Here is a 20,641-nt window from a genome sequence, read left to right as displayed (position 1 = left end):
TGCTGCGCTGCACCACTGAATATTCTTTACAAAAACTGATCAGCCGCTACACTGCCTCGCATGTTAGCGCTAACAAATCAGGAGCAAGTGTGAACAATAAAGCAGTGTATCGTTGGGTAGTCATGGGAGTCAGTGGCTGCGGGAAGAGTGAGATCGGCGCCCGGTTGGCCGCTGCGCTCGGATACCCGTTTCTGGAGGGCGACAGCTTTCATCCGGCGGAAAACGTCGCCAAGATGTCGGCCGGAATTCCGCTCAATGATGACGACCGCGCCGGCTGGCTGCTGACGCTGCGGGGCAAGATCCACGAGGCAGCGCAGCGGGGCGAGGGGCTGGTGTTGTCCTGTTCGTCCCTCAAGCGCCGCTATCGCGACCTGCTGCGCCAGGGCGATCCGGACTTGCGCTTTGCCCATCTGATCGGAGAGCGGGCCGTGATCGAAAGCCGCATGCAATCCCGCCCGGGCCACTACATGCCGACCAGCCTGCTCGACAGCCAGTTGCGCGACCTTGAACCTCTGCAGGCCGACGAAGCCGGCCTGCGCCTGGACCTGACCTTGCCGCCACAGCAGCTGGTCAGCCTTATTTTGCAACACCCTTAGCCGCAGCAATAGCGGGCAATCCATAATCGAACTGGAGATAAAATGAAAACAGTCACTACAACAAAAATTCCGAAACGGCGCTGGGGCATAGGCGCCTTGCTGGGCGTCGGCGTGCTCATCAACTACATCGACCGCATCGGCCTGTCCGTGGCCGCGCCGCAGATCAAGGAGTTGTTCAACCTGACGCCGGTTGAACTGGGCCTGCTGTTCAGCGCCTTCGCCTGGTCCTACTCGCTGCTGCAAATCCCGGTCGGCATGGTGATGGACCGCTTCGGCCCCACCAGGGTTGGCCGCTGGGGCGCCTTCCTGTGGGGCCTGGCCGCGACCATCACTGCGTTCTCCAGCGGCTTCGCGGGCATCTTCGCGGCGCGCATCCTGCTGGGCATCGCCGAAGCGCCGGCCTTCCCGGTCAGTGCCAAGGCCACCGGCTACTGGTTCCCGCGCAATGAGCGCGGCATGGCCACCGCCATCTTCGACGCCGCCGCCAAGTTCTCCAACGTGATCGGCGTGCCTTTGCTGGCGCTGACCATCGTGACCTTCGGCTGGCGCTGGGGCTTCGGCTTGACGGCTCTCTTGAGCTTCAGCTACTTCATCGCCTTCTTTGTGCTGTACCGCGATCCGAGCGCCGATCCCAAGCTGAGCAAGCAGGAACTGCGCTACATCCAGGAAGGTGGCGCATCGCCGGAAGGCCCGTCCGAGGCCGGCGCGCTGAACATGCTGGGCTACCTGCTGAGCAAATCCAAGATATGGGGCCTGACCATCGGCTTCGCAGCCTACGGCTACTCGTTCTACCTGTTCCTGACCTGGTTGCCCGGCTACCTGGTGCAGACCATGCACATGAGCATACTGAAGTCGGCGGGCTTTGCCGCGATTCCGTGGGCGGTGGCGACGGTGGCCGATCTGTTCGTCGGCGGCTGGCTGATCGACCACCTGATCTCGCGTGGCAAGAACGAATCGCTGGTGCGCAAGGGCGTGCTGGTGTGCGGCATGACGCTGGGCCTGGCTGTATTCGGCGCCACGCTGACCACAGATCCGGTCTGGGCCATCTTCTGGATCTCGATCGCGCTGGGCGGCCTGGCTGCGGCGGCGCCGGTGGGCTGGTCGCTGCCATCGCTGATCGCGCCGAAGGGCGGTGCCGGCACCATCGGCGGCATCATGAACTTCGCTAACAACCTGATGGGCGCGGCGGCTCCCATCGTCACCGGCATGATCGTCGGCGCCACCAACTCGTTCACCAACGCTTTCATGGTGGCTGGCGTGATCCTGTTGATCGGCATCGTCTCCTTCGTCTTCGTCCTCGGCAAGATCGAACCGATTCCCGATCCCGAACCGCGCGGCCTCAAGCAGCCGGCGTGATACCGACCCGATAATTCTGGAGACAACTGAAATGAAAAAGAGCATTTATGCGCTGGGTGCGCTCGTCCTTACCACTTGTTCCGGCGCAGTTCTGGCGCAGAGCAACGTGACTTTCTACGGCGTGATGGACATGGGTATCTCCCAGGACCGCGGCGGCATCGCCGGCACTTCCACCCGTGCCACCAGCGGCATGGCGACCCAGAGCCGCTGGGGCTTCCGCGGCAGCGAGGACCTGGGCGGCGGCATGAACGCCTTCTTCGTCATCGAAGGCGGCATCCATGCGGATACGGGCAGCTCCACGCAGAACAACACGCTGTTTGGCCGCACCAGCATCGTCGGCCTGGGCAGCAAGTACGGCGCGGTGTCGATCGGCTTGCAGGACACGCCGTTGTTCACGACGCTGAACACCATCGTCGACCCGCTGCGCAACGGCATTGCGCGCTCCAACAACCTGATGGCGGCAACCGGCTTCCGGGCCGGTAACTCGGTGCTGTACCGCACGGCGGCCATCAACGGCTTCAGCGCTGACGCCATGTATGTGGCGGGAGAGGTGCCCGGCGACCAGAAGGCCAACCGGGCACTGGGCGGGTCGTTCGGCTACAGCAACGGGCCGCTGAATGTGCGCCTGGCTTACCACAACAAGAACAACGACACGGCGACGCTCAAGGACACCGGCTCGGCGCGCAATACGCTGCTGGGCGCGAACTATGATTTCGGTCCGGCGAAGGCGTGGTTCGGTTATGGCGTCGACAAGGGGCTGAACAGCGCGACGCTCAATAGTTCGGTGGTCAATTTCGAAGGTCCGGCGCCGGTGGCATCCACGGACAGCACCGATATGCTGCTTGGCGTATCGGCGCCGTTTGGCTTCAGCACCGTCGTGGCGACGTATATCCGCAAGAACGACCGCACGGCGCGCAACCAGGATGCGCAGCAGTACGCGCTGGCCTATATGTACGCGTTCTCGCGGCGCACCGACATCTACACGTCGTACGCGATGATCCGCAACCATAACGGCGGCGGCTACACGGAGGGTAACAGCGAGGAGCCGGGTATCGGCAATCGTCAGGTCACGGTGGGTTTGCGCCACCGCTTCTGATCACAGCAGGTCGATGCCGAATCGACGTACCAGCAGCGCGAACAGCCCGAAGCAGACTATCGTGATGGCGACGCATGCCAGCAGGGTCGGCCAGAAACCGATCCGTGGCAGCAGCGCCGGAAAGGCCAGGAACATCGGCAGCGTGGGCACCACGTACCAGAAGGTGTACCACGCGTGGTTGGCGATTTTCTGCTCAGGCTGTTTTTCGACGTATAGCCAGATCAGGGCAAGCAGTGTCACCAGCGGCAGCGCCGCGACCAGGCCGCCGATGCGGTCGCTGCGTTTGGCGAATTCGGAGACCGCCACGACCACGGCTGAAGTCAGCAGGTATTTGATGATGAGCCAGGCCATGTGCCTTCCTTATTTGAATCGTTAAAACCTGTAGCAGTGGGCCTGCTGGCTGTCGCTGCGCAATGACGGCATGACCAGCACGGCCGAGGTCTCCTTCTGGCATTCGATCAATGCGCGCCTGGATTCCTCGATGCCTGCTTCGATGAAGTCTTTTTTTGCGGCGCCGGCGATCGCCTGGGGGAGTTGCGTATCGCGGGCGCTGGCGCTGGCCGGCGCGCGTATCGCTTCAAAGCCGAACTCCTTCAGTCCTTTGTCAAAGGTTCGACGAACCAGCAGGCCGCCTTGCGAACTTAGCGCATTGCCGCCTGATGCAGGCCGTTGCATGTCCGCCGCATGGACCGTGGCGCACGCGAACAATAGCGGAAGCGCGATTTTACGCATCATCGTCCGTGCTGACAAACGTCAGCCGGTTGCCGGATGGGTCCTTGATCGACATTTCACGGCTGCCCCAGGGCATGGCTTCGATGCCGGGACGGGCGTGTTTGAACTGCTTGGCGATCAGTTGGGCGTGATACTCATCCAGGCCGTCGGTGGCGATGCGGATGGCCGCGCCCGGACTGCAATCGCCGAAATGTTCGGTGAGGTGAAGGATGCAGCCATCCCGCGACACTTGCAGGTAAAGGGGCGTGCCGGGTTCGAAGCGGTGCTCCCAGTCGACTTTGAAGCCGAGGAAGTCGACGTAGAATTCGCGCGTCTGCGCTTCGTTGAAGCTTCGCAGGATGGGGGTGATGCCGCCAAGGTTCATGTCGATAACTCCTTGATGCCTTGTGGTGTGTTGATGTGCGCGGCCAGCCGTGGCCTGTCGCCATGCCGGCAGGCGACGGTGTCCTCCAATCCGATGGACGCCAGCAGGGCGGCGACTCGCTGCTGATCGGGATGGAAGATCTCCAGCCTGGCCAGCGACAGGCCCTGGTCTGGCAGGCCGGCCGCCGATCTCCTAACGTAGTCGATCGGCCAACTTTAGCACAGGTCAGTACACTTCCGGAACGATGATCTCGGCCGGCACCGGGCGGCGCACGTAGTCGTCGTGGTACTCGCGTTCCGGCAGCTGGATCGCCGGATGCTCCACTTCCACATACGGCATCTGCTCCAGCAGGTGATGAATGCAGTTCAGGCGCGCCTTCTTCTTGTCCACGCCTTGCACCACCCACCACGGCGCCTCGGGGATGTGGGTCCGCTCCAGCATGATCTCCTTGGCCTTGGTGTATTCCTCCCAGCGGCGGCGGGACTCCAGGTCCATCGGGCTCAGTTTCCACTGCTTGAGCGGATCGTGGATGCGGCCCAGGAAGCGCGCGTTCTGCTCCTCGTCGGAGATCGAGAACCAGTACTTGATCAACTGGATGCCCGAGCGGGCCAGCATGCGCTCGAATTCCGGTACGGTCTGGAAGAACTCTTCGTACTGGTCGTCGGAGCAGAACCCCATTACGCGCTCGACGCCCGCGCGGTTGTACCAGCTGCGGTCGAACAGCACGATCTCACCGGCGGCCGGCAGGTGCGATACGTAGCGCTGGAAGTACCACTGCGTGCGTTCGCGGTTGTTCGGCGCCGGCAGCGCGGCCACGCGGCACACGCGAGGATTGAGGCGCTGGACGATGCGCTTGATCACGCCACCCTTGCCGGCGGCGTCGCGGCCTTCGAACAGGATCACCACTTTGTGGCCGGTGTGGACCACCCAGTCCTGCAGCTTGACCAGCTCCGCCTGCAGGCGGAACAGCTCACGGAAGTACTGGCGGCGGGCTTCCTTGGCTTCCTCGCTGCGCTCCGACACGCGCACCTCGCGCGTGACCGGATCGATCTCGCGGTCTTCCAGTTCCATCTCCAGCTCTTCGTCATAGCTGTCGGTCAGTTCGCGCTGTACGCGTTCCATCAAATCGGCTTCATTCAGTCGCATGCTGCTTCCTTGTTTCAGAAAATGTGGTGGAACAGCCAGAACAGCGAGCCCGATAACAGGATCGCGGCCGGCAGCGTCAGCACCCAGGCCATGGCCAGGTTGCGGACGGTGGACCATTGCAGGCCGGAGCGGTTGGCCGCCATCGTGCCGGCCACGCCGGACGACAGCACGTGCGTGGTCGATACCGGCATGCCGTACATGTCGGCCGCGCCGATGGTCAGCATCGCCACCAGTTCGGCCGATGCGCCCTGCGCGTAGGTCAGGTGGGATTTGCCGATCTTCTCGCCGACGGTGACGACGATGCGCTTCCAGCCCACCATGGTGCCCAGGCCCAGCGCGATCGCCACCGCCACCTTCACCCACAGCGGAATGAACTTGGTGGCGTCGTCGAGCTGCCGCTTGAAGGCCTTCAGGTTGGCGGCGGTGTCGGGGTCGAAGGGCAGGGCCTTGGTCTTGTCCATTACGTGCATGGTCTCCGCCGCCAGGTACATATCGTTGCGGACGTTGCTCACGGTCTCCGCCGGCACCTTGGCCAGCGAACCATGCTGCTTGACCGCCTGGCCGATGTCGCCGATCAGCACGGACAGCGCCGGGACCACTGCGGGCGTCAAGGTCTTGGTGCGGATGTAGGCCGACAGCTCGGGATGCGGATCGGCCATCGGCGCCACGCCGGGCGGCATGTATTTTTGCAGCGACTGCTGCGTGACCTGGGCCACGGCGACGAACTGGGTCACCTGGTCGGTGGGCAGCGCGCGGTTCAATGCGTAGGCCATCGGCACGGTGCCGACCAGGATCAGCATGATCAGGCCCATGCCTTTCTGGCCGTCGTTGGAGCCGTGGGCGAAGGAGACGCCAGTGCAGGTGAGGATCAGCAGGCCGCGGATGTACCACGGCGGTGGCGTGTTGCCGGCCGGGGCTTCGTATAATTCGCGGCGCTTGACGAGGGCGCGCAGCGCCAGCAGCAGCAAGGCGGCGCAGCCGAAACCGACCATCGGCGATAGCAGCAGCGAGTAGCCGACCTTGGCCGCCTGCGCCCAATCGACGCCACTGGTGCCGTCGCGGCCGTGCATCATCGCGTTGGCGATGCCGACACCGAGGATGGAGCCGATCATGGTGTGCGAGGACGAGGCCGGCAGGCCGAGCGCCCAGGTGCCCAGGTTCCAGACGATGGCGGCGATCAGCAGCGCGAACACCATGGCGAAGCCGGAACTGGAACCCACCTGCAGTATCAGTTCGACCGGCAGCAGCGAGATGATGCCGAAGGCGACCGCGCCGCTGGAGGTGAGCACGCCGAGGAAGTTGAAGCAGCCCGACCACACCACGGCGGCGTTGGCCGGCATGGAGTTGGTGTAGATGACGGTGGCGACGGCGTTGGCGGTGTCATGGAAGCCGTTGACGAATTCGAAGGCGAGGGCGATCAGCAGCGCCACGCCAAGCAGCACATACGGCAGCCAGCTGGTGGCGACCGGGCCGGCTTCGGTGACGTCGGAGCGCAGGCTGTAGGCGCTGAACAGCAGACCTGCCAACAGCAGCACGAAGAAGATGAGGGCGGTGATGGGGGTGTTCATGGTGTCGGCGGGACTGATCCGCGCGGGTTGGACGACCGTATTCATGCCATTCAGCTCCAGTATAAAAGTGGTAACTGAATGTACTTGTCGAATATGACAGAGGTATGACGACATCGAAGAGCTGCGCGGATGCTTGGCAAGGTTCGTGACAGTTGGCGGATATTTTCCGTAAGGAAATATGTAGAATGGAATCCCGCGCTAACACGTTTCTTTTTGGAGTCCGAACATGCCAATCCCGGCGATCTTCACATTTCGCGCCAAGGGTGCGGGAACCTTGTACCGATACCTTATAATTTCTGGTGCACTCATAGCGATGGGCACACTTGGTGGATGTTCCATCACGCGAGTGAGTATGGCTACCTATAAGAAGGAATATGCCCAGCTCAACCCGATGGGTATGGACCAGGCAGCGGCAGTCCGAAAGATCGAAGCCGCCGGCTATTCGTGTGACAAACCGTATGCTGACAGAACGCTGATGGACAATGGTATTGCAGTGCCCGTAACGGCTCAGTCCTGCTCCAACGCAAGTTTCGAGCTTTTGTGCCCGCAGAGGCGCTTCATAGACTTCAAATTCAGGACGTCAGACAACATAATAATCGAGGTCCACAAGCCAAATATGGTCGAGAGAAGTTGCTTTTAGTCGAAATTAATGCGGCGTGGTAGCGTCGATTGCCTGTTCACGTTGAAACTCAATCTGGAGTACCTAATTGAAAAATCATATTACGTTGGGCCATATTCTGTTTGCCACTTTCGTTTCGATTGTGCTCACCAATCCAGCCCGCGCTGAATATGTCGCGCCCAATATCCAGCATGCGCCGTATGGCGAGGTCAAGGTGGTCGTGCCAATTACCAGCGACGATCCAGCAGTTTGGCAATTCCGTTTGCGCAACGTCGGCAACGGGGTAACGGCAACCGCTGGATTGGGTGGGAGCATGAAGGCGAGGATTGTGTTGTACGGTGCAGGCGTTAAGTTGTTATCGCAACCGATGGATCCAAAGATCAGGGAAGCGATTGACGCCGCCCGTGCCGCAGGCGTGCAATTTAACGTTTGCAACGTCACGCTCAAAGGCATGAAACTGGACTGGCATGGACTTTACGGGCTTCAAGAAGTGGATATTGTTCCTTCCGGATTTGCCGAAGTGGGTTGGCTCGCCAGTCACGGTTGGGCTGTTGATCCCGCCAATTGAGTTATTCCTCGTGGTTGATGCGGTTGGCGACCACTGGCTGACGGTCATTCAAAGAGCCAAATGAATACCAAGGTAATGCATGACTAAATTATCGCTTCCGCATCAACTGACATGCTTGATTTCTTTGCTTCCTATGCTCACTTTCGCGCAGAGTAAAGACTCGTGCGAGGCGCCAGGTAATACCATTGATGCGAGGGCCTGTGCTCAGGAAAAATTTTCGGCAAAAGACCAGCAACTTAACGCTGCCTATCAAGCGGTGCTTAAGCAACTTGATTCTTATCAGGATAATGGCCCCGCCACGAAAAAAATGCTGATCGCCTCGCAACGCCGGTGGGTTGAGTTTCGCGACGCCGACTGTGCAGCTCAGCAACGCCTATACCAAGGGGGCTCTGCATCAGCGGAGATTTATTTGGACTGCATGACCGAGCACACGGAGCAGCGGATTAAGGAACTTAACCCAACATCTTGGCAGGCCGGCTAACGGCCAGCAGCGGCTGCTTAAGTAAAATCGGATACTGGAGATGCGGGATGAGTGAAGTTAATATTTCAGATGCACTCATAGAATTTATAGGGGCGTTTGAAGTTGTATTCCGATACGACTGGGAATACACGAAGATCATGATTGGTGACGAGGCTGCCGGCGCTACTTTTCTTGAGCCGGGCCTCGATGACGAATCGGAAGATTGGGCCGCAAGGGGCGCGTTATTAGAAAGGTATAGAGCGCTTGTCGGCGCTATGCAAAGTCAGGGATTGGAACCTAAGTTTCCATTTCCACAAGCGCAATTGCAGAGCCTTAAGGGCCCAGCTTGATGCTACTGCCACCAGCCAAAAGAGGACCTTGATATATTAAAGAAGGCGTTACTCTGTGTATGTGGCGGTGAACATTAAACTTCAAGATGGCTGAGTTTCGTCATGTAATTATTAAGATATGACGGATGGACTGAAATATGTCTATCCCAAAAAATATGAGGTGAACTTTGCAATACATAATTTTTTCAGAAACAGATCTTTTCTTTTCGCAACTAGATGACTTCATAAAAAAAGGTCCAACAGCGATACGAATTTCCGAGGAAAGAGTGGGGAACGATTCAAAATTGTGGCGGCGATTAAAAAAATGTGACAACTGGAACGAAATTGAAAAAGAATTTAAGAAAATTCAAGGCGGGGAAGACTCCCCCTTAAAAAGGGTGATTTCATCAAATTTCCAGGCGGCGCTCACTGGCCTGGAAATTGCCCTTTTGGCTTGGGTTGCAACATTAATTGCTGGAATACTTGCTTATGGTATCTATAAAGGGTGTAAGGTAAAGTTTTCCGGAAACTCCGATGGAGACATCGATATTGAGATAACTCCAAATTAGGCTATTGGTTAGCACCTACACCGTAACGACGGGCATCGGCCATAAACGGACGTTTAAATCAAAGATACTGGCCATCGGGAGAAGGAACATATAAATGCGGTTTTGGATGATACTTGCCTCTCTTACGATCCTGCTTACAACCAGTGTTGCTGCACAGTGTCGTCACGACGATTCTACAAACAAAAAAACGTACGAAACTTCAGGCCAAGCTATTGCAGCTGATGGCCGCCCGCTCGTTCCACCAGGGGCGGGGGGCCTTCTCGACAAGTCCTATCGACTTGTTGACGCCTATCAGAACGATGATGCAGAGACATGGAACCACTTGGTTTGCGGTGCATTGTCAGAAAAAGGCGCTCCCGGAAGCCTGAGCGCCATGAAATTTCTCGGTCTGCTCTCCACCCCAAGACTGGTTTCTGTTGCATCCGTTTCCGAGGCTGGAAATCTGACGACATCGCACCAACAGCCGACGGTGGAAATCGAAGTGCAGGCCGAAAACTACCCTGTCGGAAACTTAGTGCTAACATTTGTGGAAATAGACAACGGTAGATGCGTGTTAGTAATTTTTTGAACGGCAACCTAACCCGATGCTGCAGCCCGCGCCTAACGGCGCGGCTAAGCTAGTTCGTTGAGCTACCGCTTTGTAGAACCGTGAACGCCCGCAACGGGTCGACAAGCGCCGGTCAATAGCCCGGCTGCTTGAGGCCAGCATCTGGAATCCGCATGGCACGTTGCCTTTTCAGTGTTACCGGGCCGGAGCTAACGGCGCTCCGGCCAGCCCTCCATCGACCGCTTGCTCAGGAGTCTCGGACGGCGCGGTGCGGGTGGCTAACTCCAGTTCTTCGAAGGCCTCGTAGGTCAGTGTCATCAGGCGTTCCGGATCGGGCACGAGGTCGGTGTCGACGAACAGGGCCAGTTGAATCTGTCCTGCGTACGAGATGAACGCCAAGCCTACGCCCAGCTTGCCCGCCTGCGGCACCCAGCAGATCAAATCCGTCATGCGCGAGCCGGCCAGGTAACGGCGGCTGCCGGGGCCTTCGATATTGGTCAGCACCACCGACCCCTTGGACGTGAACAGGTTCAGCGCGAAATGCTGCAGGGCGGTCGGCAGGCAGCCGGCGATCGACAGGAAGGCCATGGTGGCGCGCGGCTGGTGCGAGCGCTTGATGGCGGTCATGCGTTCACTGGACTGGCGCAGGCGCACGCACGGATCGTCCATATTGGTTGGCAGGTCCACCGCCACCAGCCCGAACTCGTTCCCGAGCTGGAAGGCGTTGGCTTTTTCGCGCAGGTTGAAGGTGACGGCGGCGCGCAGGGCGCGGCCGTCGGGGCGCTGTCCGCGTTCGCCCAGGTACTGGCGCAGCGCGCCGGAGACGGCTGCCACCCACACATCGTTCAAGGTCACGCCCATGCGCTTGGACATCGCGCGCACGCGGTCCATCTCCAGTGGCGGCAGCCACACCAGCTGCTTGGCGCCGGTCATCGGCGCCTTGAACTGGCTGGGCGCGTCGGGCCACAGCACCGACAGGCGCGCCACGTGGAAGGCGATCTTCAGCCACGATACGCCGCGCGCCACCGCCGAGCACACGGCGTTGTGCGCCACTGTGGCGCGGTGCGGATGGCCGACCGGCGAGGGCGTGCGGCCATGCACGCCGTTGTCGTCGGTCAGGTGATTGAGCACGTGTACCAGCCCCAAACCGTCCGTGATGCAGTGGTGGACGCGGAACACGATGGCGTGGCCGCCGTTGACGCGGTCCAGCACCGTCATGTGCCACATCGGCCGGTCGCGCTCCAGCGGCAGGTGGGCGATGCGGGTCATGTGGGCTTGCAGCTCTTCGCGGCTGACGTCCTGCGACATCTGTTCCAGCTTGATGTGCTGGGCGATGTTGAACTGGTCATCCTCCACCCAATGCGGGCGTCCGCGCCGCTGCACCACCTTCTGCGTGAAGCGCGGGTAGTTGGGCAGGCGCAGGCCGATGGTCGATATCAGCCGCTCCATGTCGACCGCGCCTTCGAACAGCAGGATGCTGTTGATGACCATCAGGTTCTTGTCGGTGTCCATGCGATGCCACGCATAGTCGCGACGTGTCATTGCCGCCGGTGCTGCGGTTGGTTTGCTCATGTGACGCTGTCTCCTCATGCGGCGCCGGATCTTTGCCGGCGTCCGCTTATATTTTTACCGGTCGTGCTTCTGTCTCCGCCACGGGCGCCGGCGCCGCCGCTGCCGCCGCTTCCACCGACTTGGGTGAGCGCGGCCGCAGCGCGTAACGGTTCAAGCCCGTCATGTGGATGCGGCACAGGTAGTCCGGCCAGTCGATGACGGCCGGGTCGACCATGTAGCGCGCGCGGTCTTCGCTGCCGAAGCGCTGCGCCAGCGCCATCAGCGATTTGTTATGGAACACGTAGCGCGGCGCGGTGTAGAACGAGAAGGTCAATGCCAGCAGCTGCGTGGTACGCAGCGCTTCGAGCTTGGGCGAGTCGCCCGCGCCCAGCAGGCGGCGCACGCCGCTCCAGGCGGTTGCGCCGAGGCTCATGGCCCGCAGCAGCAACAGGAATACCGGGCGGCTGACGACGCGGAAGCCATGTTTCGGTTCGTTGTAGAACAGCCGTTCGTAGTTGCGCCAGTTGCGCTGCGATTCGGTCTGGAATAGTTCAATCACGCGACCGACCGAGATCGGATTGGCGGAGCCGGTGCAGGCCTGGTAGATGCGCGTGGTTCCGCGTTCGGTCAGCGCCTCGACGGCGGCCAGCACGATGCTGTTGGCCACCAGGTCGGCCGGCACGATGTCGACGATTTCATTTGCCTTGGCCGGGAAGAAGCTGGTCTTGCCGCGCGCGTAGGCGAGGATGATGGCGTCGGCCACCTTGACGCCTTCGATCCATCCGGGCGCCGGCTCCTGCAAGGTGCTTTCGATGATCGACGGGCGCACGATGGTGAGCGTGCGGCCGCGCATGGCCTGCATCGCCAGCTGTTCGCCCATCCATTTGGTGAAGGTGTAGGTGTCGTTCCAGCCGTGGTAATTGGCTTCGGCGATGCCCAGCTCCGTCAGGCGGCGCGCCAGTTGTTCGGGATCGGTGGTCTCGGCCTTGATGGCGGCCACGCGGTGCTGCAGGTGTTGGAGTAAACCGTATAAATCATAATGGCCGTCGGTGTGGCGCGGGATGGCGGCGCGGGCCGGGGTGACGTTCTGCTCCAGCATGTCGCCCCGGTTGTAGCCATTGACGTAGCAGGTCGATACCTGCACCAGCGGTGCGTTGGCGGCGCGCGCCAGTTCGGCAATGTGCTGCACGCTCAGGGCGTTGATGGCCAGCGCCTCGTCCAGCGCTTCGCGGAAGTTGACGCTGGCGGCGGCGTTGATCACCAGGTCGATGCGGCGGGCCAGCGCGTTGAACTCGGTCAGCTTCAGGCCGAAGCAGGGCGCGGTCACTTCGCCGGTCACGCATTCGATGCGCTCGGCAAAGAACTCGGCCAGGAAGGCCGGGCGCTCTGCGCGCAGGCGGTCGAACACGGAGGAGGTGGCGATGTCGCGCTCGAAGCGGGTGCGGGCGTCGCCGTTGGTTTTGCCGCGGCCGCCGCGTATCACCAGCACGATGCGGGCGATGTCGGGCACGCTGCGGATCAGTTTCTCCAGCACGACCTTGGCGAGGAAGCCGGTGCTGCCGGTAATCAGTACGCGCTTCCCCGACAGTGCTGCGTGGACGTTCAATGCTGGTTTCATAGCGGTTTCTCAGAAACGGTGTCATTACTGCAATGAGCCGATCTTAGAGCGAAACCGGGGAGTGACTGGCGACTTTGCAGTGGCTTTGGAAGCCAAACGCATGGCTGCGCGAGTCATGCGGGCGTGGGCGCCGGGGAAACTGAAATGGCCGCGTTTGCAACATTGAGGCATTTGCGCAACGGCCTATGTTCTTTGCGAACTCAGTCTGGTCTTACATCGGCGTGGGCGGAACGCCTATACCGCCCCATGGCGTGCTGGAAGATGATGGGTTGCCGGTAATGCCGGCGCTCAATAACTTCCACAGGAGACGATCATGACCCAGCGCCAGAAACCAGATGAAGCCAAGCAATCGGGCACGCCAGGCTCGCAGCAGAGCGGCACCCGCGGCGGCAGCCAGCAGCAAAGCGTGGACACCAGCCGCGATACGAAGAACAAGGAAAACAGCGATCCGGCCCAGCGCCAGTCCGGCAGCCGCGATGAACGGGGCAACCGCGACGAGCGCTAGACCTTCATTGCTGGGCTTCCGGGTACAAGCCGTGGACGCGGCCGAATAGGCGGGTCAGGCCCAGCAGGGCGTCGATGTGCGGGGTGGCCAGCTGCAGGCGCTGGCCGATCTCGCGCACGGACGCCACCAGCGCGTCCAGTTCCAGCGTGCGGCCGGCCTCGGCATCCTGCAGCATGGAGCTTTTGAAGGCGCCCAGTTTGCGGGTGACCAGGTGGCGTTGCTCGGGTGTTTCAGCGATATGGCAGCCGATGCGCTCGCCTATGGTGGCTGCCTCGCGCATGGCGGCGCGGCAGAATTCGGCCACCAGCTGGTCGTCCAGGATGCGGTCCGCCGTGGCGCCCGTGATCGCCGAGACCGGGTTCAGGGTCATATTCCCCCATAATTTATACCAGATGTCGTAGCGGATATCGGCCGATACCTTGACGTCGAAGCCGCCCTGGCGCAGCAGTGCGCCCAGTTGCTGGGCGCGTTCGGAGTCGCCGCCGGCGGGTTCGCCGATGATCAGGCCGTTGCCCATCTTGTGGCTGACCAGGCCGGGCGAGGGCGCCGAGGTGCTGGCGTGGACCACGCAGCCAATCACTTGTTGGTAAGGCAGTGCCGCCGCGATCACGCCGCCGGGGTCGACGCTGGTCAGCGGCTCGTTGCCGATGGCGGGCACGCCTTGGCCGAACCACCAGGGGACGCCGTTCATGGCGGGCAGGATGAGGGTGTGCGGGCCGATCAGCGGGGCGATCTGCTGTGCCACGGCGGCGAGCGCCTGGCCTTTGACAGCGATGATGACCACGTCTTGCGGTCCCAGGTCCGCCGCATTGTCGCTGGCGTGGGCGGGTGCCTGGATCAGGACGTCGCTTTGTTGGAGGCGCCAGCCATGTTGCCGTAGTGCGGCGAGCGTGTCGCCGCGTGCGTAGGCGCTCAGGTCGCAGGCCTGGGCCGCGGCCAGGCGCGCGCCGATGAAACCGCCAATGGCGCCGGCGCCGACGATGCATACTTTCATTTGATACTCCGTGTGGGAAAGTTTGCTTATTTTGCCACATCAGAGAAGCACGCACGTCGTTCCCGCGCACGCGGGAACGACGGGGAATTTTAGTTGCGGATATCCAGCGCCCGGTTCAGGCTCAGCGCGGCCAGCGAGCAGACCGCGCCCGACAGCAGGTACAAGCCCACATACGCCAGCCCGAACTGCGACGACACGCCCAGCGCCACCAGCGGCGCGAAGCCCGCGCCCACCAGCCATGCCAGGTCGGACGTGAAGGCCGCGCCGGTGTAGCGGTACTGCGCCGGGAAGTTGGCCGTCACGGCGCCGGCAGCCTGGCCGTACGACAGGCCCAGCAGTGCGAAGCCCAGCATGATGAAGGTATCCTGCGCGCCTTCGCCGCCGTTAAGCAGCGTCGGCACGAAGCCGCTGAACACCGCGATCAGGATGGCCAGCGAACCGAGCGTGCGGCGGCGGCCGATGCGGTCGGCGATCACGCCGGAAGCCACCACGCCCACCGCCATCAGCGCCACGCCCACCATCTGCGTGCCCAGGAAGCCGGTGACCGAGCGCGGCGAGTAGATCGTAATCCACGACAGCGGGAACACCGTCACCAGGTGGAACAGCGCGTAGCTGGCCAGGGCGGCGAGGGCGCCGATGATCAGGTTGCGGCATTGCGAGCTGGCCATTTCAATCACGCTGGTCGGCTGCAGCTCGCGCTCTTCCAGCAGCTTGGCGTACTCGCTGGTCGAGGTCAGGCGCAGGCGGGCGAACAGCGCCACCACGTTGATGGCGAAGGCCACGTAGAACGGATAGCGCCAGCCCCAGTCCATGAAGTCCAGGTCGCTCAGGTTGCCGATCAGGTACCAGAACAGGCCGGCCGCGATGAAGAAGCCGGTCGGCGCGCCCAGCTGGCCGAGCATCGCGTACCAGCCGCGCTTGTTCTCAGGGGCGTTGAGCGCCAGCAGCGACGGCAGGCCGTCCCACGAGCCGCCCAGCGCCAGGCCCTGGCCGATGCGCAGCACCGACAGGATCACGATGGAATAGAAGCCGCTGTCGGCGTACGAGGGCAGGAAGGCGATGCCGGCGGTGGTCGAGCCGAGCAGCAGCAGCGCGCCGGTCAGCTTGGCCTCGCGCCCGTAGCGGCGCTGGATGGCCATCGAGATCACGGTGCCGATCGGCCTTGCAATAAAGGCAAAAGAGAAGATGGTGAATGCGTACAAGGTGCCTTCCAGCCGCCCGTCGAAAGGGAACAGCAGCGAAGGGAACACCAGCACGGAGGCAATCGCGTAGACAAAGAAATCGAAATACTCGGATGCGCGGCCGATCACCACGCCGACCGCTATTTCGCCCGGTGAGATGTGATCGTCGTCCCGCGCATTGATGTTGCGTGCATCATTACCGGCCTGAGATGGTTCTTGGGCGCCAACATGCACGCCGTTTGGTGTAGTCGTAGTGGCCATGGTCTCTGTCTCCTGCGTTGATATTTTTATCACGATCATGCCCCGGCCCCTGGGACAAAGTGTCCAATGGCAGGAACATTCCGTGATTGGTACAGTAACACATCATCCACATACTGTAACGTAGATTACCTATGATTCCTTCTCTCGCGCGTCGTGGACTGTTCCTCGCGCCGCTGTTGTGGCTAGCAGGCTGCAACACGGTGGTGTTGAACCCGTCCGGTGATATCGCAGCCCAGCAGGCACATCTTGTTGTTGTGTCAACGCTGCTGATGCTGCTGATTATCGTACCCGTTATGTTCCTGATTTGCCTGTTCGCCTGGCGCTACCGGAAGTCCAACACTTCCGCCGAGTACCAGCCGGACTGGGACCACTCGACCAAGCTCGAGCTGCTGATCTGGGGCGCTCCGCTGCTGATCATCATCGTGCTGGGCCTGATCACCTGGATCTACACCCACCTGCTGGACCCATACCGTCCGCTGAGCCGCATCGACGAGAACCGTCCCGTGGCGGTCGGCGTCAAGCCGCTGGAAGTGCAGGTCGTGGCGATGGACTGGAAGTGGATGTTCATCTACCCTGAACAAGGCATCGCCACCGTCAACGAGCTGGTGACCCCGATCGACGTGCCGGTACGCTTCCACATGACGTCCTCGAGCGTGATGAACGCGTTCTACATCCCTGCGCTGGCCGGCATGGTCTACACCATGCCCAGCATGGACACGCAACTGAACGCGGTGATGAACAAAGTGGGCGTGTACGACGGCTTCTCGTCGAACTACAGCGGCGCCGGTTTCTCGGACATGAAGTTCAAGTACCACGGCGTCACCCAGGCCGACTTCGACGCCTGGGTCGCCAAGACCCGCGCCGGCGGCGGCACGCTGACCCGCGCCGGCTACCTGGACCTGGACAAGCCGACCATCAAGCATCCGATCATGCACTTCGGCAGCGTCGACAAGGGCCTGTACGACCTGGTGCTGAACCGCTGCGTGGCCGAAGGCTCGACCTGCATGAACGCGCAGATGGAGCAGGACGCCATGCGCATGCAGGCTGCCGCGACCGCGAAAGAACTGCCGAAAGATGTGTGCGAGCCTAAAGTCGCCACCGCCACGGCCCAACCACTCCGTAAAGAATGACCATGTCTGATCTCAACCTGACCAAACTGATCTTTGGGCGGCTGTCGCTGGAAGCAATTCCATACCACGAGCCCATCCTGATCGGCACCTTCGCCATGGTGGCGATCGGCGGCCTGGCCTTCCTGGCCGCGATGTTCAAATTCCGCCTGTGGGGCCCGCTGTGGCGCGACTGGATCACCTCCATCGACCACAAGAAAATCGGCATCATGTACATGGTGCTGGCGATTATCATGCTGCTGCGCGGCTTCGCCGACGCGCTGATGATGCGCGCCCAACAAGCGATCGCCTTCGGCGACAACGCCGGCATGCTGCCGCCGCACCACTACGACCAGATCTTCACGGCCCACGGCACGATCATGATCTTCTTCGTGGCGATGCCGCTGGTGACCGGCCTGATGAACTACGTGGTGCCGCTGCAGATCGGCGCGCGCGACGTTTCGTTCCCGTTCCTGAACAACTTCTCGTTCTGGATGACCACCTTTGGCGCCATGCTGACCATGGTCTCGCTGTTCGTCGGCGAATTCGGCCGCACCGGCTGGCTGGCCTTCCCGCCGCTGTCGGGCATCGCGGCCTCGCCGGACGTCGGGGTCGACTACTACATCTGGTCGCTGCAGGTGGCCGGGGTGGGGACCACGCTCTCGGGCGTCAACCTGATCGCCACCATCGTCAAGATGCGCGCGCCAGGCATGAACCTGATGAAAATGCCGGTCTTCACCTGGACCGCGCTGTGCACCAACGCGCTGATCGTCGCCACCTTCCCGATCCTGACCGTCACGCTGGCGATGCTGTCGCTGGACCGCATGGTCGGCACCAACTTCTTCACCAACGACCTCGGCGGCAACCCGATGTTGTACGTCAACCTGATCTGGATCTGGGGCCACCCCGAGGTGTACATCCTGGTGCTGCCGGTGTTCGGCGTGTTCTCGGAAATCGTCTCGACCTTCAGCGCCAAGAAACTGTTCGGCTACACCTCGATGGTGTACGCCACCGTCGTGATCACCATCCTGTCCTACCTGGTATGGCTGCACCACTTCTTCACGATGGGCTCGGGCGCGTCGGTGAACTCGTTCTTTGGCATCACGACGATGATCATCTCGATCCCGACCGGCGCCAAGATCTTCAACTGGCTGTTCACCATGTACAAGGGCCGCGTGCGCTTTGACGTGCCGATGATGTGGACCGTCGGCTTCATGCTGACCTTCGTCATCGGCGGCATGACCGGCGTGATGCTGGCCGTGCCTCCAGCCGACTTCGTGCTGCACAACTCGCTGTTCCTGATCGCCCACTTCCACAACGTCATCATCGGTGGCGTGGTGTTCGGCTGCTTCGCCGCGATCAACTACTGGTTCCCTAAAGCGTTCGGCTTCAAGCTCGACGAGTTCTGGGGCAAGGTCTCGTTCTGGTGCTGGCTGGTCGGCTTCTGGGTCGCGTTCACGCCGCTGTACGTGATGGGCTTCATGGGCGTCACCCGCCGCATGAACCACTTCGAAGATCCGTCGCTGCAAAAATGGTTCGTGATCGCCGCCATCGGCGCGCTGATCATCGCCGCAGGTATCGGCGCCATGCTGGTGCAGTTCTACGTCAGCTGGAAGAACCGCGAGAAGCTGCGCGACGTGACCGGCGACCCATGGGGCGGCCGCACGCTGGAGTGGGCCACCTCGTCGCCACCGCCGGACTACAACTTCGCCTTCACGCCAGTGGTGCATGAGAGCGACAGCTGGGCCGACATGAAGGCCAACCACTACCAGCGTCCGACCAAGGGCTTCGTGGCCATCCACATGCCGAAGAACACCGCCGCCGGCTTCATCATCTCGGCGCTGGCCTTCGCGCTGGGCTTCGCCATGGTCTGGCAGATGTGGATTCCAGCCGGCCTGGCGTTCATCGCCATGATGGTTGCCATCATCACGCACACCTTTAACTACAAGCGCGATTTCTACATCCCTGCGGAAGAAGTCATCCGCACCGAAGAAGCGCATACTCGTCTGCTGGAAAGCCATGTCTGAAACTATCGCTAACGGCGCCGTGAGCGCCGACCCAAGCGCACGCTACTACGTGCGCGAACACCACCCGGAGAACGGCACGCTGCTGGGCTTCTGGCTCTACCTGATGAGCGACTGCCTGCTGTTCGCCGGCCTGTTCGCCGCCTACGCCGTACTGGGCCGCAACTACGCGGGCGGCCCGACCGGCGCCGAGCTGTTCGACCTGCCGACCGTGGCGCTCAACACCGGCTTCCTGCTGATGTCGTCGATCACCTATGGCTTCGCCATGATCGCCGCGCAGCGCAAGAGCGTGAAGGGCACCATCGTCTGGCTGGCCATCACCGGCCTGTTCGGCCTGGCCTTCCTGTACCTGGAACTGGATGAATTCGTTCACCTGATCCACGAAGGCGCCGGTCCGCAGCGCAGCGCGTTCCTGACCTCGTTCTTCGCGCTGGTCGGCACGCACGGCCTGCACGTGACGTTCGGTTCGATCTGGCTGGTCACGCTGATCTTCCAGCTGGCCAAGCACGGCCTGACGCCGGAAAACAACCGTCGCCTGATGTGCCTGTCGATGTTCTGGCACTTCCTGGACGTGATCTGGATCGGTGTGTTTACCTTTGTTTATCTGATGGGAGTCCTGCCATGAGCGCACACAATCACGACCACCACGGCCATGACGACCATGGCCACGGCCACGACGCCGTGCCGCACGGCAGCCTGAAGGACTACGCGATCGGCTTCGTGCTGTCGGTGATCCTGACCGCGATTCCGTTCTGGCTGGTGATGCACAAGGCCTTCGACAAGTCCAGCACCACCGCCGCGGTGATCCTGGCCTTCGCCGCCGTCCAGGTAGTGGTGCACATGGTGTACTTCCTGCACATGAACGGCAAGATCGAAGGCGGCTGGTCGCTGCTGGCGACCTTGTTCACGCTGGTGTTGCTGGTCATCGTGCTGGCCGGTTCGATCTGGGTCATGTACCACATGAACGTCAACATGATGCCGTCCATGGGTACGGACGTGCACAACATGCGCGACATGCAATGATGGACGGGCCATCGCGCCCACGTTCCAGCGCCCTGCGCATCATCCTGGCCATCGCGGCCGGGGTGATGTTTGCAGGGTTTTTTGCTTTGGGGACGTGGCAGTTATACCGCCTGCAATGGAAGCTGGCGCTGATCGAGCGGGTCGAGCAGCGCGTGCACGCCGCGCCGGTGGACGCGCCCGGCGTGGCCCGGTGGCCGGGCCTGAACGCCGAGGCCGACGACTACCGCCGCGTGCGGCTGAGCGGCCACTTCCTGAAGGGCTCGGACACGCAGGTGCTGGCCTCGCTGGACCGCGGCATCGGCTACTGGGTGCTGACGCCGCTGTGCACGCCAGACGGCGCCATCGTCATGGTCAATCGCGGCTTCATCCGCGCCGGTTCCGGCGGCTGGGCGCCGCAGCCGGCGCCACCTGCCGCGCCGGCGGACGCC

23 protein-coding genes are annotated in these 20,641 nt (G+C 61.7%); 14 read left to right on the top strand and 9 right to left on the bottom strand.

What is annotated here, in order from left to right:
* Positions 1 to 122 precede the first annotated feature (122 nt).
* Genes GTP90_RS18240 through GTP90_RS18230 form a run of 3 tightly spaced genes read left to right on the top strand, consistent with a single transcriptional unit; the run spans position 123 to position 3,048 of the window.
* Complete coding sequence (locus GTP90_RS18240; protein ID WP_161084927.1) at positions 123 to 596, top strand: gluconokinase; 474 nt, start codon at positions 123 to 125, stop codon at positions 594 to 596.
* Positions 597 to 638: 42 nt separating this feature from the next.
* Positions 639 to 1,952 carry an MFS transporter gene (locus GTP90_RS18235; protein WP_161084894.1) on the top strand — a complete coding sequence of 438 codons (1,314 nt, stop codon included), beginning with the start codon at positions 639 to 641 and terminating at the stop codon, positions 1,950 to 1,952.
* A gap of 31 nt (positions 1,953 to 1,983) precedes the next feature.
* Positions 1,984 to 3,048, top strand: a complete 1,065-nt coding sequence (locus GTP90_RS18230; protein ID WP_161084893.1) for a porin — start codon at positions 1,984 to 1,986, stop codon at positions 3,046 to 3,048.
* Here GTP90_RS18230 and GTP90_RS18225 read toward each other — a convergent pair whose 3' ends face one another.
* The 5 genes from GTP90_RS18225 to GTP90_RS18205 all read right to left on the bottom strand — a co-directional run bounded on the left by GTP90_RS18225 (position 3,049) and on the right by GTP90_RS18205 (position 6,903).
* Entirely contained in the window at positions 3,049 to 3,399 is a 351-nt protein-coding gene (locus GTP90_RS18225) for a DUF3147 family protein (protein WP_161084892.1), read from the bottom strand.
* Positions 3,400 to 3,420: 21 nt separating this feature from the next.
* Entirely contained in the window at positions 3,421 to 3,783 is a 363-nt protein-coding gene (locus GTP90_RS18220) for a hypothetical protein (RefSeq protein ID WP_254451924.1), read from the bottom strand.
* Positions 3,773 to 4,144, bottom strand: coding sequence for a glyoxalase superfamily protein (locus tag GTP90_RS18215; RefSeq protein WP_161084891.1), 372 nt, complete (start codon positions 4,142 to 4,144; stop codon positions 3,773 to 3,775). Before GTP90_RS18215 ends, GTP90_RS18220 begins: the two co-directional genes overlap by 11 nt.
* 225 nt (positions 4,145 to 4,369) lie before the next feature.
* Positions 4,370 to 5,290 carry a polyphosphate kinase 2 gene (gene ppk2, locus GTP90_RS18210; protein ID WP_175048137.1) on the bottom strand — a complete coding sequence of 307 codons (921 nt, stop codon included), beginning with the start codon at positions 5,288 to 5,290 and terminating at the stop codon, positions 4,370 to 4,372.
* A 14-nt stretch (positions 5,291 to 5,304) separates the two neighbouring features.
* Positions 5,305 to 6,903, bottom strand: a complete 1,599-nt coding sequence (locus GTP90_RS18205) for an inorganic phosphate transporter (protein WP_161084890.1) — start codon at positions 6,901 to 6,903, stop codon at positions 5,305 to 5,307.
* Between the two features lie 662 nt (positions 6,904 to 7,565).
* Between GTP90_RS18205 and GTP90_RS18200 the strand changes: the two genes are divergently transcribed.
* The 5 genes from GTP90_RS18200 (at position 7,566) to GTP90_RS18180 (ending at position 9,971) form a co-directional block, all read left to right on the top strand.
* Positions 7,566 to 8,045, top strand: a complete 480-nt coding sequence (locus GTP90_RS18200; RefSeq protein WP_161084889.1) for a DsrE family protein — start codon at positions 7,566 to 7,568, stop codon at positions 8,043 to 8,045.
* 79 nt (positions 8,046 to 8,124) lie between these two features.
* Positions 8,125 to 8,526 carry a lysozyme inhibitor LprI family protein gene (locus tag GTP90_RS18195; protein WP_161084888.1) on the top strand — a complete coding sequence of 134 codons (402 nt, stop codon included), beginning with the start codon at positions 8,125 to 8,127 and terminating at the stop codon, positions 8,524 to 8,526.
* A 47-nt stretch (positions 8,527 to 8,573) separates the two neighbouring features.
* Positions 8,574 to 8,855, top strand: a complete 282-nt coding sequence (locus tag GTP90_RS18190; protein WP_161084887.1) for a hypothetical protein — start codon at positions 8,574 to 8,576, stop codon at positions 8,853 to 8,855.
* 167 nt (positions 8,856 to 9,022) lie between these two features.
* Positions 9,023 to 9,403: a hypothetical protein gene (locus GTP90_RS18185; RefSeq protein WP_161084886.1), complete on the top strand. Its 381-nt coding sequence runs from the start codon at positions 9,023 to 9,025 to the stop codon at positions 9,401 to 9,403.
* Positions 9,404 to 9,497: 94 nt separating this feature from the next.
* Positions 9,498 to 9,971, top strand: coding sequence for a hypothetical protein (locus tag GTP90_RS18180; RefSeq protein WP_161084885.1), 474 nt, complete (start codon positions 9,498 to 9,500; stop codon positions 9,969 to 9,971).
* 174 nt (positions 9,972 to 10,145) lie between these two features.
* Here GTP90_RS18180 and GTP90_RS18175 read toward each other — a convergent pair whose 3' ends face one another.
* Positions 10,146 to 11,522: a wax ester/triacylglycerol synthase family O-acyltransferase gene (locus GTP90_RS18175; protein WP_161084884.1), complete on the bottom strand. Its 1,377-nt coding sequence runs from the start codon at positions 11,520 to 11,522 to the stop codon at positions 10,146 to 10,148.
* A gap of 46 nt (positions 11,523 to 11,568) precedes the next feature.
* A complete protein-coding gene (locus GTP90_RS18170) occupies positions 11,569 to 13,119 on the bottom strand; it encodes a fatty acyl-CoA reductase (RefSeq protein WP_161084883.1) in 1,551 nt (516 codons plus the stop codon).
* A 313-nt stretch (positions 13,120 to 13,432) separates the two neighbouring features.
* Between GTP90_RS18170 and GTP90_RS18165 the strand changes: the two genes are divergently transcribed.
* Positions 13,433 to 13,624, top strand: a complete 192-nt coding sequence (locus GTP90_RS18165; RefSeq protein ID WP_117010849.1) for a hypothetical protein — start codon at positions 13,433 to 13,435, stop codon at positions 13,622 to 13,624.
* 4 nt (positions 13,625 to 13,628) lie between these two features.
* Here the strand turns inward: GTP90_RS18165 and GTP90_RS18160 are convergent, their stop codons facing one another.
* Entirely contained in the window at positions 13,629 to 14,618 is a 990-nt protein-coding gene (locus GTP90_RS18160; RefSeq protein WP_161084882.1) for a 2-dehydropantoate 2-reductase, read from the bottom strand.
* An 89-nt stretch (positions 14,619 to 14,707) separates the two neighbouring features.
* A complete protein-coding gene (locus GTP90_RS18155) occupies positions 14,708 to 16,060 on the bottom strand; it encodes an MFS transporter (RefSeq protein ID WP_161084881.1) in 1,353 nt (450 codons plus the stop codon).
* Between the two features lie 131 nt (positions 16,061 to 16,191).
* Between GTP90_RS18155 and cyoA the strand changes: the two genes are divergently transcribed.
* From cyoA to GTP90_RS18130, 5 genes are all read left to right on the top strand, one after another.
* Positions 16,192 to 17,190: a ubiquinol oxidase subunit II gene (cyoA, locus tag GTP90_RS18150; RefSeq protein WP_161084880.1), complete on the top strand. Its 999-nt coding sequence runs from the start codon at positions 16,192 to 16,194 to the stop codon at positions 17,188 to 17,190.
* A 2-nt stretch (positions 17,191 to 17,192) separates the two neighbouring features.
* Positions 17,193 to 19,193 (top strand): cytochrome o ubiquinol oxidase subunit I, encoded by a 2,001-nt coding sequence (cyoB, locus tag GTP90_RS18145; protein ID WP_161084879.1) that lies wholly within the window; start codon positions 17,193 to 17,195, stop codon positions 19,191 to 19,193.
* Positions 19,186 to 19,815, top strand: coding sequence for a cytochrome o ubiquinol oxidase subunit III (gene cyoC, locus GTP90_RS18140; protein WP_117010842.1), 630 nt, complete (start codon positions 19,186 to 19,188; stop codon positions 19,813 to 19,815). Before cyoB ends, cyoC begins: the two co-directional genes overlap by 8 nt.
* Entirely contained in the window at positions 19,812 to 20,213 is a 402-nt protein-coding gene (gene cyoD / locus GTP90_RS18135; RefSeq protein ID WP_117010840.1) for a cytochrome o ubiquinol oxidase subunit IV, read from the top strand. Before cyoC ends, cyoD begins: the two co-directional genes overlap by 4 nt.
* The coding region (locus GTP90_RS18130) for an SURF1 family protein (protein WP_308937308.1) at positions 20,210 to 20,641 on the top strand (432 nt) is incomplete at its 3' end. The genes cyoD and GTP90_RS18130, both read left to right, overlap by 4 nt.

The organism is Duganella vulcania (assembly GCF_009857655.1).
GTDB classification, from domain to species: domain Bacteria; phylum Pseudomonadota; class Gammaproteobacteria; order Burkholderiales; family Burkholderiaceae_D; genus Rugamonas; species Rugamonas vulcania.
Note: the sequence above shows the minus strand (reverse complement) of the source record. Positions and strands in the feature narration are given on the sequence as shown.